Origin of the sequence: Streptomyces sp. NBC_00009, assembly GCF_045040855.1 — a bacterium.
Lineage (GTDB): Bacteria > Actinomycetota > Actinomycetes > Streptomycetales > Streptomycetaceae > Streptomyces > Streptomyces aureus.
In genome coordinates this window covers 7,635,796-7,651,079 of the sequence record NZ_CP108312.1, presented here as the reverse complement: position 1 = coordinate 7,651,079, position 15,284 = coordinate 7,635,796, and the positions used below count along the sequence as shown (strand labels likewise).

Genomic DNA, 15,284 nt, shown 5'->3' with positions numbered 1-15,284 from the left:
TCTTCTAGGGCGTGCCCTCCAGGACCGGCGGCACCACCGCGACCGGGCTCGCCGCGTGCAGCAGTACCGCCATCGTCACCGTGCCGAGCATCGGTGCGGGGCGCGTGAGGCGGCGCCGGTGGCGGCCCACGACCACGAGGTCGGCCTCGCGGGAGTTCTCGACGAGGTGCCCGGCCGCGTCACCCGGCGCCACGTACAGGTCGACCTCGACGTCGGGGTGCGCCTTGCGGAAGGGCGCCACGGCGGCGTTCACCAGGGTCAGGGTCTCACTCTCGGCCGCTTCCTGGTCGACGGTCGTGGGCGTGAAGTCGCCGAACGTCGTCCAGGCGAGCACCGGCCACGGGAACGCCGCGATCACCTGGAGCCGCGCCCCGCCCCGATCGGCCTCCTCGAAGGCGAAGGCGAGGAGGCTGTCGTCGGGCTCGTCCACCTCGACGCCGACGACCACGCGCGGTCCGGGCGGTACGTCGCTGTCACCGTGTACGGCGCGTCCGGGCCTGGGCACCACGACGACGGGGCAGGCGGCGTCCCGCGCCGCGGCCACACCGTTCGAACCGAGCAGCAGACTGGCGAAGCCGCCGCGCCCCCGGGAGCCGAGGACCAACAGCTGTGCCTCGGACCCGAGTTCGGCCAGGACGGCCGCCGGAACGCCTTCCAAGGTCACATATTCGACCGGTGGCAGATCGCCTCGACCGGCCAGGGTGGCGCGCACCTCGTCGAGGACCGCGTCGCCCGCGGGCTCCGGTTGGCCGGACGCCAGTACCCCGCGCTGAGTCCAGGGGCCGTACTGGCGCACATGAGTGATCCGCACGGGCGCCCCGCGCCTGCCCGCTTCCGTCAGCGCCCATTCCAGGGCACGCAGACTGTCTTCGGATCCGTCGACGGCGGACACGACGGGCAGGGGGCGCGGGGTACTCATGTCCAACCTCCGACACCGGGGCACGGTGTCGACGGGCCCCGGCAAGAGCGACTGTTCCTGCCCCCAGCCTCGCGCACACCGGGACCAAGGGGCAGGGCCGAACGCCACATGTCGTCGGAAAAGCCGGAAACGTCACCTGACCGCGGCTCGGGTCAGGCCGGACCGGCTCAGGTCAGGTCGAACTCCCCCTCGCGTGCCCCGAGCACGAACGCCCCCCATTCCGCGGGCGTGAAGATCAGGGACGGGTTCTGGGGACTGCCGCCGTTGCGCATCGCGATGAAGCCTTCGACGAAGGCGATCTGGACGTCGCCCCGCCCCTTGCTGCTCGAATGCCAGTCCGCGGCACTCAGATCGAGGTCCGGCTTGTCCCAACCCGCGAGCGTGTGCTGCTCGATGGTGCTTTCGGCCACGTCCGTGCTCCTCCCGGTTCGTCGTCCGCCCGCCAGCCTAGCGATCGGCCCGCGCGGCGGACAGGCCGCGGCGGCGAGCCGTTCAGGACGTGGGCGGCTGCGCCCCGACGAGCCACATCGAGAAGAACTGCGAGCCACCCCCGTAGGCGTGCCCGAGGACCTTGCGGGCACCGTCCACCTGGTGTTCTCCGGCCTGCCCGCGGACCTGGAGCGCAGCCTCCGCGAAGCGGATCATGCCGGAGGCGCCGATGGGATTGGTGGACAGGACACCGCCCGACATGTTGACGGGGAGGTCGCCGTCGAGTTCCGTGACGCCCGATTCCGTGAGCTTCCAGCCCCCGCCCTCGTCGGCGAAGCCGAGGTTCTCCAGCCACATCGGCTCATACCAGGAGAACGGCACGTACATCTCGACGGCGTCGATCTCGCGGCGCGGGTCGCCGATGCCCGCCTGCCGGTAGACGTCGGCGGCACAGTCCTTCCCGGCCTGCGGCGACACGAAGTCCTTGCCCGCGAACATGGTCGGCTCGCTGCGCATCGCGCCACCGTGCATCCAGGCCGGCGGCTGCGGTGAACGGGCCGCGCCCGCACGGTCGGTGAGGATCATGGCGCACGCGCCGTCGGAGGACGGGCAGGTCTCGGAGTAGCGGACCGGATCCCACAGCATCGGCGAGGACTGGACCTTCTCCAGGGTGATGCCGTGCTCGTGCAGATGCGCGTAGGGGTTCTTCAGCGCGTTGCGCCGGTCCTTGTACGCGACCAGGGAGCCGACGTGGTCGGGTGCTCCGGTGCGCCGCATGTACGCGCGGACGTGCGGGGCGAAGAAGCCGCCGGCGCCGGCGAGCAGCGGCTGTGTGAAGGGGATCGGCAGGGACAGGCCCCACATGGCGTTGGACTCGGACTGCTTCTCGAAGGCGAGGGTGAGGACGGTCTTGTGGACGCGGGACGCGACGAGGTTGGAGGCGACGAGGGCGGTGGAGCCGCCGACCGAGCCCGCCGTGTGCACCCGGAGCATCGGTTTGCCCACCGCGCCGAGGGCGTCCGCGAGATACAGCTCGGGCATCATGACGCCCTCGAAGAAGTCGGGCGCCTTGCCGATCACCACGGCGTCGATGTCGGCCCACGTCAACTGGGCGTCCTCCAGCGCACGTTGGGCGGCCTCGCGGACGAGCCCGGCGATCGAGACGTCCTTGCGGGCCGCGACGTGCTTGGTCTGGCCGATGCCGACGACGGCCACGGGTTCCTTGTGCGTGGCGTGCCCCGTACTGCTCATCGGGCGTCTCCTTCCAGGACGGCGACCAGGTTCTGCTGGAGGCAGGGGCCGGAGGTGGCGTGCGCGAGGGCCCGGTCGGACTCACCGCGGTGGATCCGGGCGGCGGCCTCGCCGATCCGCAGCAGACCCGCGGCCATGACCGGGTTGGCGGCGAGCGCGCCGCCGGAGGGATTCACGGCCACGCCGTCGCCCAGCTTCAGCGCCTTGCGCAGGACGACCTCCTGCGAGGTGAAGGGGGCGTGCAACTCGGCGGTGTCCACGGGCCGTTCGAAGGCGCCCGCCCGCTCGGCGGCCAGCCGCGTGGACGGGGAGTCGGTGAGATCGCGTACGCCGAGGCTGTGCGCCTCGATGCGGTGGTCCATGCCCCGGATCCAGGCGGGCCGCTCGCACAGTTCGCGGGCCTTGTCACCGGCGGCCAGGATCACGGCGACGGCGCCGTCGCCGACCGGCGGGCAGTCGCCCTTGCGCAGCGGCTGCACCTCGTAGTCGCCCTGCGGCACCGAACCCTTCACCTGTGCGTGGGAGTTGGAGGATGCGGACTCCCGGCTCCTGGCGGCGATCCCGGCGAGCGCGGGCTCGTCGGTCTCGCCCGCGTCGATCAGGGCTTGTGCCTGGAGTGCGGCGAGTGCGACCGAGTCCGGCCACAGCGGGGCCACGTAGTACGGGTCGAGTTGGCGGGTGAGGACATCGCGCACGGAGCCGGGCGAGGACTTGCCGTACGAGTAGACGAGCGCCGTGTCGACCTCGCCGGTGAGGAGCTTCACCCAGGCCTCGTACATCGCCCAGGCCCCGTCCATCTCCACGTGGGACTCGGAGATCGGCGGCCAGGCGCCCACGCCGTCGAGGGTCATGGTGAAGGAGAACGCGCGGCCCGCGAGATAGTCGGAGGAGCCGGAGCAGGTGAAGCCGATGTCGCTGGTCTTGAGGCCGGTCTGCGCCAGCACTTGGTGCAGCACCGGCATCACCATGTCGACCTCGGAGAGTTCGTCGGTGGTGCGCAGATGGTCGCTCTGCGCGAAGGCGACGATCGCTACCTCTCGCATCTACACCAGCTCCTTGTACGTGTCGTAGTCGGCGTCCGGTTCGCCGGTGGGCCGGTAGTGGTCGGGGTAGCGGCCGCCCTCGGTCCACACCGGCTCGACCCTGAGACCCATCCGCACCTGGTCGTACGGGATACCGGCGATGCGGCCGTGCAGCGCGAGGTCGGCGCCGTCGAGCGCGATGTGGGCGTAGACGTAGGGCAGTTCGATGTCGAGGTTCTTGGCCTTGACGTTGACGATGCAGAAGGTGGTGACGGTGCCGGCCGGGCCAACCTCGACCCGGTCGGTCGTGGCGACGCCGCAGGTGGGGCAGGCGCCGCGCGGCGGGACGTAGACCTTGCGGCAGGACGGGCAGCGTTCGCCGACGGTGCGGCGGTCGGCGAGGGCGTTGATGTAGGCGGTCTGGGCGCGGCCCGGGGAGTACACGTAGTCGAGACGAGCCTCGGCGACGATCCCGCTGACCGCGTCGTCGAACTGCCCGTCGTGCGCGGCGGGTTCGGTATCCGTCGCCGCCCCCTCGTACGGCTCGAAGCAGGCGATGTCGGTGATGGCGCCGGTGCGTTCGGCGGCCCAGCGGACACGGACGCGCATGCCGGTGGTCACGGCGTCGGGGCCGGGTGCGTCGAGGGCGTGCAGGAGGCCGGTGTCCGCGCCGTCGAGCTTGACCAGGACCCAGGCGAAGGGGGCGTCGAGGGGCTGGCCGCGGCGGGGTTCGGGGTTCCAGGCCCAGGTGGTGACGGTGCCGGTGGGCTCGACCTCGACGAGGTCGCGGAGCTCGTCGGCGGTGACGGGGTCGTACTCGACGGGCGGGACCATGACCTTGCCGTCGGTGGTCTTCACGCCGAGGACGGTGCGTTCGCGCAGGCCCGTGAGGAACGCGCTCTGGACGGGGCCGAGCGAGCGGGTGAAGGGGAACTCGACGACGAGCGGGGCTTTGAGGACTTCGGGCACTTCATGACTCCTTGGCGGTCGGAGGGCTTCACGCGCGCCGGTAGACGGCGGGACGCTTCTCGGCGAAGGCCCTGGGGCCTTCCTTCGCGTCCTCGGTGGCGAAGATCGGCCAGCCGCGCTCCAGTTCGGACTTGAGGCCGTCGGTCTCGGTCATCTCGGCGGTCTCGTACACCGAGGCCTTCACCGCCTCCACCGCGAGCGGGCCGCAGGCGTTGACCTGCTCGGCGATCTCCAGGGCCTTGTCGAGCGCGGTGCCGGCCGGGACGACGCTGCCGACGAGCCCGATGGAGAGGGCCTCGGCCGCGCTGTAGTGCCTGCCGGTCAGCAGCATCTCCAGGGCGTGGGTGCGCGGGATCTGCCGCTGAAGCCGCACCGTGGAACCGCCGATCGGGAAGAGGGCGCGCTTGACCTCGGAGAGGCCGAAGGTCGCGGTCTCGGCGGCGACGCGGATGTCGGTGCCCTGGAGGATCTCCGTGCCGCCGGCCACGCAGTAGCCCTCGACAGCGGCGATCACGGGTTTGCGGGGCCGGTGATGGCGCAGCATCGCCTTCCAGTGCAGATCGGGGTCAGCCTTGAGCCGGTCCCGGTACTGCTCGCCCTCCATCCCCTTGCCGGCCAGGGCCTTGAGGTCCATGCCGGCGCAGAACGTGCCGCCCGCGCCGGTCAGGACGACCGACCGGACCGAGTCGTCCTCGTCCGCGGCGACCCATCCGTCGTAGAGGCCGACCAGCATCGGCAGGGAGAGCGCGTTCTTGGCCTCGGGCCTGTTGAGCGTGAGTACGAGGGTGGCGCCCTCGCGCCGCACCGTGAGGTGTTCCGTCCCGTGACCCGCCCCGTGTCCCGCGTCGTGTTCCGTGCCACCCATGGCCGTACTCCCGTCTCGGATGCGTCTCGGCTGCCGCGTACGTCTCGGATGCGAGAACAGGTTGCAGTAGGCGGGTGGCCAGTTCAAGAGTTTTCTGACAGTCAGTCAGATTTCTTGTGCGGGGGCCCTTCCCTGTTCCCTGCGGCTCTGCTGAGATGACGGCCACATCGAGATGGCGCCTGGGTCAGGAGGAGCGGTGGAGTACAACCTTGCCGACCTGTTCGAGTCGGTCGTCGACGTGGTCCCGGACCGCGAGGCGCTCGTGCACATCGACCATCCCGGCACGGGCGCGGAGCGCCGGCTCGCCTACGCCGGACTCGACGCGGCGGCCAACCGCCTCGCCCACCATCTGATCGACAGCGGGATCCGCCCCGGCGAACACCTGGGCCTGCACCTCTACAACGGCATCGAGTACCTCCAGACGGTACTGGCCTGCCTCAAGGCGCGGATCGTCCCGGTCAATGTCAACTACCGCTACGTGGAAGAGGAGCTGGTCTACCTCTACCGCGACGCCGACCTCGCGGCGCTCGTCTTCGACGCCGAGTTCACCGAACGCGTCGCGGCCGCTCTCCCGCAGACGGAGAAGCTGCGCCACCTCGTGCGCGTGGGGACCGCGCCGACCGGCGCGCCGCCCGTCAAGGCCGTGGACTTCACGGAGGCGGAGGCCGCGGGCTCGCCGGAGCGCGGCTTCGGGCCGCGCTCGGCCGACGACCTCTTCATCATCTACACGGGCGGCACCACCGGCATGCCCAAGGGCGTGATGTGGCGCCAGGAGGACCTGTTCTTCTCGGGTCTCGGCGGCGGCGCGCCGACGGGCGAGCCGGTGAGCAGGCCGGAGGAGCTGTCCGAGCGCGTCGCGGCCGGCGGCGACGGAATCACCTTCTTCCCCACGCCTCCCCTGATGCACGGCACCTCCACCCTCACCGCCTTCATCGGCTTCAACTTCGGCCAACGCATCGTCATCCACACGAAGTTCGTGCCCGAAGAGGTCCTTCGCACGGTCGAGAAGGAGAAGGTGACGAGCATGTCGCTCGTCGGGGACGCGATGCTGCGGCCCCTGATCGACGCGCTGAACGGGCCCATGAAGGGCACCGACTGCTCGTCGATGTTCAGCGTCTCGTCGTCGGGCGCGATCATGTCGGAGACGGTGCGCGCGCAGTTCCAGGCGCTCGTCCCGAACGTGATGCTCCTGAACAACTTCGGCTCCTCCGAGTCCGGCTTCAACGGCACGGCGACGGACGACTCGGGCCCGGAGAAGGGCTTCCGCCTACGGGTCAACTCCCGTACACAGGTGGTCGATCCGGCGACGTACGAGCCGATCGCCCCCGGAGAGCCGGGCCGCATCGCACAGCGCGGGCACGTTCCTCTCGGCTACTACAACGACCCCGCGAAGACGGCCGAGACGTTCTTCCAGAAGGGCGACGAGCGGTGGGTGCTGCTCGGGGACATGGCCACGGTCGACGAGGACGGCATCGTCACCGTCCTCGGGCGCGGCTCGCAGTGCATCAACACGGGCGGCGAGAAGGTCTATCCGGAAGAGGTCGAGCAGGCCCTCAAGTCCCATCCGGACGTGTACGACGCGCTGGTCGCCGGAGTGCCCGACGCGAAGTGGGGCAACCATGTCGCCGCGGTCGTCCAGCTGCGCGACGGCGCGGCACCGCCCTCGCTCGACGACATCCAGACCCACTGCCGCACCCGCCTCGCGGGCTACAAGATCCCCCGCCAGCTCGTCCTGACCGACCGCATCCAGCGCTCGCCCAGCGGCAAGGCGGACTACCGGTGGGCGCGGGCGGTGGCGGCGGACGGCTCGTAACGGGACACGGCGACGGTCGTAACGGACGCGGCGCCGGCTCCTACGGGACACGGCCGCGTGCCGGGGCACAAACCGGTTGCCGCCCCGACGCGCCGGTGCTGGAGTGACCGGATGGATCATCAAGCGGTGTTGTCCCTGTTCGACCGACAGATGAGGCAAGACGCCAAGCCCGACGGCCCCGGCGCGCGGGTCGAGCGGGTGGACGGCGTGGTGCGGCAGACCGGCGCCGAGGGCAGCTCCTGGAACGGGGTCGTGTGGTCGGACCTCGACGAGAGCTCGGCGGACGCGGCGATCGCCGCCCAGGTACGCCATTTCACCGAGCTCGGACGCGGATTCGAGTGGAAGGTGTACGGGCACGACCTGCCGCACGATCTTCCGCAGCGACTCACGGCCGCCGGATTCGTCCCCGAGCCCGTGGAGACGCTCCTGGTCGCCGAGGTCGCGGCCCTGCCGACGGACGTCCTGCCCCCCGAAGGGATCCGGCTCCTCCCCGTCACCGACGAGGCGGGCGTCGACCTCATGTCGGAGGTGCACGACAAGGCCTTCGGCAGGAGTCTCGGCCTCACCCGGCACCAGCTCCTCGCCCAGCTCGCCGAGGACCCGGACGCCGTGCCCGCGGTGCTCGCGCTGGCCGGGGACGTGCCGGTGAGCGCGGCGCGCATGGAGACGCACCCGGGGACGGACTTCGCGAGCCTGTGGGGCGGCGGCACCGTCGCCGAGTGGCGCGGGCGGGGCATCTACCGCAGCCTCGTCGCGTTCCGTACCCGCATCGCCGCCGAGCGCGGCTACCGCTACCTCCAGGTCGACGCCTCCAGCATGAGCCGCCCCATCCTGGAGCGCCTCGGCTTCGCGGCTCTGAGCACCACGACTCCATACGTCCACGGGGCCGCCGGGGGCGCCTGAGACCACCCGGCGGCGATTGAGTCCGTCCCGCCTCTTGACGCCTGCCCCCGACCCTTGAATTACTGACCCTGAACGGATCAACCGAATGATCGGTCGACCGATTCGCCCATTATGTGAATCCGGGTGGACGGTCGGCCCTCAGGGCTCGGGAGTGCGGTCGACGATGACAGAACTGCTGGACGCGGGGGAACAGCTCGGCCCCGAGGAGCTGCACGCACAGCAGCTGGAGCGGCTGCGGGCGACACTGCGCCGCGTGTACGAGCGGGTGCCGTTCTACCGCGCGTCCTTCGACAAGGCGGGCGTGCACCCCGAGGACTGCCGCTCGCTCGCCGACCTGGCCCGCTTCCCGTTCACCACGAAGACCGACCTGCGGGACAACTACCCGTTCGGGATGTTCGCCGTGCCGGAGACGGACGTGCGCCGGCTGCACGCGTCCAGCGGGACCACGGGCCTGCCCACCGTCGTCGGCTACACGGAGAACGACCTCTCCATGTGGGCCGACATGGTGGCGCGCTCCCTGCGCGCGGCGGGCACCCGGCCCGGCCACAAGGTCCATGTCGCGTACGGATACGGCCTGTTCACGGGTGGGCTCGGCGCGCACTACGGCGCCGAGCGGCTCGGCTGCACGGTCATCCCCGCGTCCGGCGGCATGACCGCCCGCCAGGTGCGGCTGATCCAGGACTTCCGCCCCGAGGTCATCATGGTCACCCCCTCGTACATGCTGACGATCCTCGACGAGTTCGAGCGACAGGGCGTCGACCCGCGCAGCACGTCCCTCAAGGTCGGGGTCTTCGGCGCCGAGCCGTGGACCGAGGAGATGCGCCGCGAGATCGAGGAGCGCTTCGCCATCGACGCCGTCGACATCTACGGCCTGTCCGAAGTGATGGGACCGGGCGTCGCCCAGGAGTGCGTCGAGACGAAGGACGGGCTGCACATCTGGGAGGACCAGTTCTATCCGGAGGTCGTCGACCCGATCACCGGCGAGGTCCTGCCGGACGGTGAGCAGGGCGAGCTGGTGTTCACCTCGCTCACCAAGGAGGCCATGCCCGTGATCCGCTACCGGACACGTGACCTGACCCGGCTCCTGCCCGGCACGGCCCGCCCTTCCTTCCGCCGCATGGAGAAGGTGACGGGCCGCAGCGACGACATGGTGATCCTGCGCGGGGTGAACCTCTTCCCGACCCAGGTCGAGGAGATCGTCCTGCGCACCCCGGGCGTCGCCCCGCACTTCCAGCTCCGGCTGACCCGCGAGGGCCGCATGGACGCCCTGACGGTACGCGCGGAGGCCCGTGCCGACGCGACCGCTTCCGAGCGCGACGCGGCGGCCCGCGCCATCGCGACCGGCGTGAAGGACGGCATCGGTGTCTCGGTGACGGTGGAGGTCGTGGACCCGGAGACGCTGGAGCGGTCGGTGGGCAAGATCAAGCGCATTGTGGACCTGCGGGGGCGGGAAGCGTAAGCGGTACGGGCGGGGGCCGGCATGCCGGCCCCCGGGGCCGCCTTCGTCAGCTCGCTTCGTCCCACAGGTCGTGCGCGTACCCGTCGACGACCGCCCCGATCCTGGCGAGCGCCTCCTCGGCGGGCAGCGGCGCGGGGCGGCGGCCGTCACGCAGGCGCAGCGCGACCCGACCGTCCACCGCCTCCCTCCCACCGATGACCGCCTGGTACGGCACGAGCCGGGCCTCCCGGACGCGGGCGCCCAGGGTGCCGCGCTCGGGGCCCGCGACCTCGGCCCGCAGCCCCCGCTCGGCGCATCGCCGCGCGAGGGCGTCGGCGTGCGGCAGCTCGGCGTCCGAGATCGGCAGGATCGCCACCTGGGTGGGGGCGAGCCACGCCGGGAAGGCGCCGCCGTGCTGCTCGATGAGGTGCGCGACGGCCCGTTCCACGCTGCCGATGATGCTGCGGTGGACCATCACCGGACGGTGTTTCGCGCCGTCCGGGCCGATGTAGTGCAGGTCGAAACGCTCGGGCTGGTGGAAGTCGACCTGGACGGTGGAGAGGGTCGACTCGCGCCCCGCACCGTCGGCGACCTGGACGTCGATCTTGGGCCCGTAGAACGCGGCCTCGCCCTCGGCCGCCTCGTACGGAAGGCCCGACCGGTCGAGGACCTCGGTGAGCAGCGCGGTGGAGCGCTGCCACATCTCGGGGGCGGCGACGTACTTGCCGCCCGGCCCCGGCAGCGAGAGCCGGTAGCGCGCCGGGGTGACGCCCAGCACCTCGTAGGCCCTGCGGATCATCTCCAGGGCCGCCTGCGCCTCGCCGGCCACCTGGTCGAGGGCGCAGAAGATGTGCGCGTCGTTGAGCTGGATGGCCCGTACGCGGGTCAGGCCGCCGAGCACGCCCGACAGCTCGGAGCGGTACATGCCGCCCAACTCCGCCATGCGCAAGGGCAGTTCGCGGTAGCTGTGGGAGCGGGAGCGGTAGATCACGGCGTGGTGGGGACAGAGGCTGGGCCGCAGGACGACCTGCTCGCCGCCCAGGTCCATCGGGGGAAACATGTCGTCGCTGTAGTGCGCCCAGTGCCCCGAGATCTCGTACAGCTCGCGCTTGCCGAGGACCGGCGAGTACACGTGCCGGTAGCCGGCCCGCCGCTCGGCGGTGCGGATGTACTCCTCGAGGGTGTGCCGCACAGCCGCGCCGTCGGGCAGCCAGTAGGGCAGGCCCGCGCCGATCAGCGGGTCGGTGTCGAAGAGGCCGAGCTCACGACCGAGCTTGCGGTGGTCGTGCTGCGGGCGCTCGTGCTGCGGGTGTTCCTGGTTGTGCCGCTCGTGGTTCTGCTGGTCCTGCTTGTGCTGGTCCTGCTTCTGCTGGTTCATTTCGGGATCCCTCGCGGTCGTCGGGCGAGTGGTCCCATGGCGAAGCCCCGGGGCACTCGCCCCGGGGCTTCGGACTGAGACAACTGTCAGCGCGCCGGGACACTCTCCGGCGTCGTCGTCATGGCAGCTGCGCGTCGCTTCATGGCCGGACCGTAACAGGGCACCGGCCGGGTCCGCGCGTCATTTTCCGGCGGGCTCAGTCCGCCGTACTGAACCGGTCCCGCAGCTCCCGCTTGAGGATCTTGCCGCTGGCGTTGCGCGGGAGTTCGTCCACGAAGACGACCCGCTTGGGCGCCTTGAAGTGGGCGAGCTTCTCGCGTGCGTGGTCGATGAGCTCCGTCTCGGTGACCTCGCCGCCGCGGACCACGACGGCGGTGACGGCCTCGATCCAGCGCTCGTCGGGCAGTCCGATGACGGCGGTCTCGGCCACCTGCGGGTGGGTGTAGAGCGCGTCCTCGACCTGGCGTGAGGCGACGAGCACTCCCCCGGAGTTGATGACGTCCTTCACACGGTCGACAACGGTGAAGTAGCCCTCGCCGTCGCGCACCGCGAGGTCCCCCGACCGGAACCAGCCGTCACGGAAGGCCGCCTCGGTCTCCTGCGGCTTGTCCCAGTAGCCGTCGCACAACTGCGGTGAGCGGTAGACCACTTCACCGGCGGTGCCGTCGGGCACCTCCTTCCCGTCCTCGTCGACGACCCTTGCCTCGACGAACAGGACGGGCCGCCCGCAGGAGTCCATGCGGCCCTCGTGCTCGTCGGGTCCGAGGACGGTGGCGAGCGGTCCGATCTCGCTCTGGCCGAAGCAGTTGTAGAAGGCGAGTCCGGGCAGGTGCGCGCGGAGCCGTTCCAGGACCGGCACCGGCATGATCGACGCGCCGTAGAAGGCCTTGCGCAGGCCGCTCAGGTCCCGGGTCGCGAAGTCCGGGTGCTGCGAGAGGCCGATCCAGACGGTGGGCGGCGCGAAGAGGCTGTCGGCGTCACCGGCCTCGACGTGGTCGAAAATCTTCGCGGCGTCCGGCGCGTCGAGGATCGTGTTCTGCGCGCCGACGGCGAGGTACGGCAGCAGGAACACGTGCATCTGCGCCGAGTGGTAGAGCGGCAGGGAGTGGACGGGCCGGTCCGTCTCCGTGAGGCCGAGGGCGTGGATCGCGCTGACGTACTCGTGGACGAGCGCCCGGTGCGACATCATCGCGCCCTTGGGCAGCGCGGTCGTGCCGGAGGTGTACAGGAGCTGCACCAGGTCGTCGGCGTCGGGCTGCGGTCCGTCGTACGGCTCGGCGGACGGGATCCGGGCGAGCAGGGAGTCGTCCGCGTCGCGCAGTTCCAGGGTGCGCACGCCCGCGGGGAGCCGGTCCGCCAGGTCGGGGTCGGTCAGTACGAGCGCGCAGCCCGACTGGCCGACGATGTAGGAGAGGTCGTCTCCGGTGAGGTTCTGGTTGACCGGCACGTGCACGAGCCCGGCGCGCGAACAGGCCAGGAAGCCGATCAGGTACGCGTCCGAGTTGTGCCCGTACGCGCCAACGCGGTCCCCGCGTCCGAGTCCCAGGCCGCGCAGCACGCCGGCCGCGCGCGAGACGGCCGCGTCGAGTTCGGCGTACGTCCATGCGCGCGGGCCGTAGCGGACGGCGACGCGCTCGGGGGCGCGTCGCGCGCTGCGGCGCAGCGTCCCGTCGACCGTGCTGGCGCGTACGTCTTGTGCATCCCGGACACCCGTCATGGCGCGATCCTGTGCCCCGGCCGACGCGAAATCAAGGCCGGTGACGCGCGTCGCGCGAAGGCCGCACCGGACGCCGCCGTTCCGGGCATACCGGTTGGTACGCTCAACTGCCCCTTCCCTCACTCCAGTTGGGAGGCACGATGCGCACCCGCCCAAGACGCCTCGCGGTCATCGGTTTCGCCCTGTTGACCGCGTTGAGCACCACGGCCTCGCTCCCGTCGGCGGCCGCCGGCGGCCACGGCCCGCCCGAGCGCCACCCGCACGGCGGCGGCCTGTCCGCCACGATCCGCTACACCGAGTACGGCATTCCGCATATCGTCGCCAAGGACTACGCGGGCCTGGGCTTCGGCACCGGGTGGGCGCAGGCGGCCGACCAGGTGTGCGCGCTCGCCGACGGATTCGCCACCGTGCGCGGCGAGCGCTCCCGTTACTTCGGGCCCGACGCGGCCCCCGACGGCTCCCTGTCGTCCGCCACGAAGAACGTCTCCAGCGACCTCTACTTCCGAGGTCTCCGCGAGGCGGGGACCGTCGAGAAGCTCCTCGCCGAGCCGGCGCCCGCGGGCCCGAGCCTCGAGGTGAAGGAGACGATGCGGGGCTTCGCCGCCGGGTACAACGCGTGGCTGAAGCAGAACCGGATCACCGACCCCGCCTGCAAGGGCGCGGACTGGGTGCGCCCGGTGACGACCCTGGACGTCGCGGCGCACGGCTTCGCGCTCGCCGTGCTCGGCGGACAGGGCCGCGGCGTGGACGGCATCACGGCCGCACAGCCACCCTCCGCGGGCACCCCTGCCCGTACGCCGGACAAGGCCACGACGGCCGCGGCCGCCAAGGAGCTGTTCTCGAGCGAGGACGCCGACATGGGGTCCAACGCCGTCGCGTTCAGCGGCGCCACCACGGCGAACGGCCGCGGTCTGCTCCTCGGCAACCCGCACTACCCATGGCAGGGCGGCCGCCGCTTCTGGCAGTCGCAGCAGACGATTCCCGGCGAACTGAACGTCTCGGGCGGCTCGCTCCTCGGCTCGACGACGATCTCGATCGGGCACAACTCCCGTATCGCCTGGAGCCACACCGTCGCGACGGGCGTGACGCTCAACCTCCACCAGTTGACACTGGACCCGGCCGACCCGACCTCGTATCTCGTCGACGGCAAGCCGGAGCGGATGACGAAGCGGACCGTGAGCGTCGCGGTGAAGGACGGCGCGCCGGTCACCCGCACCCAGTGGTGGACGCGGTACGGACCGATCGTGAACTCGCTGAGCGCGTCCCTGCCGCTGCCCTGGACGGCCATGACGGCGTACGCGCTCAACGACCCGAACGCCCTGAACCTGCGTGCCTCCGACACAGGGCTCGGGTTCAGCAAGGCACGCTCCACGGACGACGTGCTGCGTTCCCTGAAGCGCACACAGGGACTGCCCTGGGTCAACACGATCGCCGCCGACGCGTCGGGGCACTCGCTGTTCGCTCAGGCGCAGGTCCTGCCCCGGATCACCGACGACCTGGCCGCGCGCTGCTCGACGCCGCTCGGCAAGGTGACGTATCCGGCGTCCGGCGTCGCGGTCCTGGACGGCTCGCGCGGCGACTGCGCGATCGGCTCCGACAAGGACGCCGTGCAGCCGGGCATCTTCGGACCGTCCAGGATGCCGGTCCTGAAGGACGCGCCGTACGTGGAGAACTCGAACGACAGCGCCTGGCTGGCCAACGCCGACCGGCCGCTGACGGGGTACGAGCGGGTCTTCGGGACGGTGGGCACGCAGCGGTCGATGCGGACGCGCGGCGGCGTCGAGGACGTCTCGGCGATGGCGGGTCGGGGCGGCCTGACCGTCCCCGACCTCCAGCGTCAGCAGTTCGCCGACCGGGTGCCCGCGGCCGATCTGGCGGCGGCGGACACGGCGCGCGCGTGCGCGGCGCTGCCGGGAGGCACGGCAACAGGCAGCGATGGCAAGGCCGTTGATGTGAGCCAGGCCTGCGATGTGCTCAAGAAGTGGGATCACACGATGCGCACGTCGAGCCGTGGCGCGCTGCTCTTCGACCGGTTCTGGCGGGGGCTCACGGCGGCCGTGCCGAACGACAAGCTGTGGAAGGTGCCGTTCTCGGCCGCCGACCCGGTGCGCACGCCGAACACGCTGAACACGCAAGCGCCGGGCTTCGCGACGGCACTCGCCGACGCGGTGGGCGAGCTGCGGTCGGCCGGGATCGCCCTGGACGACCCGCTCGGCGCGCACCAGTTCGTCGTACGCGGCGGCACGCGCATCCCCGTCCACGGCGGCACGGAGTCCCTCGGTGTGTGGAACAAGGTCGAGACGGTGTGGGACGCGAAGGCGGGCGGCTACACGGAGGTCGTCCACGGGTCGAGCTACATCCAGGCCGTCGGCTGGAACGGCGGCGGCTGCCCGGTGGCCCGCACCCTGCTGACGTACTCCCAGTCCTCGAACCCGAACTCGCCCCACTACAGCGACCAGACGCATCTGTTCTCGAACGGGCAGTGGGTGACCTCGCGCTTCTGCGAGAAGGACATCCTGAAGTCACCGGCGCTGAAGGTGGTGCGGGTGCACGACTGAACGACAGGAGCGGCTCGGGGGA

12 protein-coding genes are annotated in these 15,284 nt (G+C 71.3%); 4 read left to right on the top strand and 8 right to left on the bottom strand.

What is annotated here, in order from left to right:
- Positions 1-4: 4 nt before the first annotated feature.
- From OHA58_RS34660 to OHA58_RS34635, 6 genes are all read right to left on the bottom strand, one after another.
- Complete coding sequence (locus OHA58_RS34660) at positions 5-919, bottom strand: universal stress protein (protein WP_405483663.1); 915 nt, start codon at positions 917-919, stop codon at positions 5-7.
- Between the two features lie 167 nt (positions 920-1,086).
- On the bottom strand, positions 1,087-1,329 hold the full coding sequence (locus OHA58_RS34655) for a DUF397 domain-containing protein (RefSeq protein ID WP_116500600.1): 243 nt from the start codon (positions 1,327-1,329) through the stop codon (positions 1,087-1,089).
- Positions 1,330-1,411: 82 nt separating this feature from the next.
- Positions 1,412-2,599, bottom strand: a complete 1,188-nt coding sequence (locus tag OHA58_RS34650) for a thiolase domain-containing protein (RefSeq protein ID WP_266568301.1) — start codon at positions 2,597-2,599, stop codon at positions 1,412-1,414.
- On the bottom strand, positions 2,596-3,642 hold the full coding sequence (locus OHA58_RS34645) for a thiolase domain-containing protein (protein ID WP_382624527.1): 1,047 nt from the start codon (positions 3,640-3,642) through the stop codon (positions 2,596-2,598). The genes OHA58_RS34650 and OHA58_RS34645 overlap by 4 nt, the downstream gene beginning before the upstream one ends.
- The gene (locus tag OHA58_RS34640) at positions 3,643-4,590 is read right to left on the bottom strand and encodes a Zn-ribbon domain-containing OB-fold protein (protein ID WP_405483662.1); all 948 of its coding nucleotides are present in this window, start codon (positions 4,588-4,590) and stop codon (positions 3,643-3,645) included. It abuts the gene before it with no gap.
- A 28-nt stretch (positions 4,591-4,618) separates the two neighbouring features.
- Positions 4,619-5,455 (bottom strand): crotonase/enoyl-CoA hydratase family protein, encoded by an 837-nt coding sequence (locus OHA58_RS34635; RefSeq protein ID WP_405483661.1) that lies wholly within the window; start codon positions 5,453-5,455, stop codon positions 4,619-4,621.
- 196 nt (positions 5,456-5,651) lie between these two features.
- On the opposite strand from OHA58_RS34635, the gene OHA58_RS34630 reads away from it, so the two are divergent.
- From OHA58_RS34630 to paaK, 3 genes are all read left to right on the top strand, one after another.
- Complete coding sequence (locus OHA58_RS34630) at positions 5,652-7,268, top strand: acyl-CoA synthetase (RefSeq protein WP_405483660.1); 1,617 nt, start codon at positions 5,652-5,654, stop codon at positions 7,266-7,268.
- A 111-nt stretch (positions 7,269-7,379) separates the two neighbouring features.
- Positions 7,380-8,171: a GNAT family N-acetyltransferase gene (locus OHA58_RS34625; RefSeq protein WP_405483659.1), complete on the top strand. Its 792-nt coding sequence runs from the start codon at positions 7,380-7,382 to the stop codon at positions 8,169-8,171.
- A 163-nt stretch (positions 8,172-8,334) separates the two neighbouring features.
- Positions 8,335-9,630 carry a phenylacetate--CoA ligase PaaK gene (paaK, locus tag OHA58_RS34620; protein WP_405483658.1) on the top strand — a complete coding sequence of 432 codons (1,296 nt, stop codon included), beginning with the start codon at positions 8,335-8,337 and terminating at the stop codon, positions 9,628-9,630.
- Between the two features lie 46 nt (positions 9,631-9,676).
- Here paaK and thrS read toward each other — a convergent pair whose 3' ends face one another.
- Together thrS and OHA58_RS34610 are read right to left on the bottom strand one after the other, a co-directional pair.
- The gene (gene thrS / locus OHA58_RS34615; RefSeq protein WP_405483657.1) at positions 9,677-10,987 is read right to left on the bottom strand and encodes a threonine--tRNA ligase; all 1,311 of its coding nucleotides are present in this window, start codon (positions 10,985-10,987) and stop codon (positions 9,677-9,679) included.
- Positions 10,988-11,183: 196 nt separating this feature from the next.
- Entirely contained in the window at positions 11,184-12,704 is a 1,521-nt protein-coding gene (locus OHA58_RS34610; RefSeq protein ID WP_405483656.1) for an acyl-CoA synthetase, read from the bottom strand.
- Positions 12,705-12,844: 140 nt separating this feature from the next.
- Between OHA58_RS34610 and OHA58_RS34605 the strand changes: the two genes are divergently transcribed.
- The gene (locus OHA58_RS34605) at positions 12,845-15,262 is read left to right on the top strand and encodes a penicillin acylase family protein (RefSeq protein ID WP_405483655.1); all 2,418 of its coding nucleotides are present in this window, start codon (positions 12,845-12,847) and stop codon (positions 15,260-15,262) included.
- Positions 15,263-15,284 lie beyond the last annotated feature (22 nt).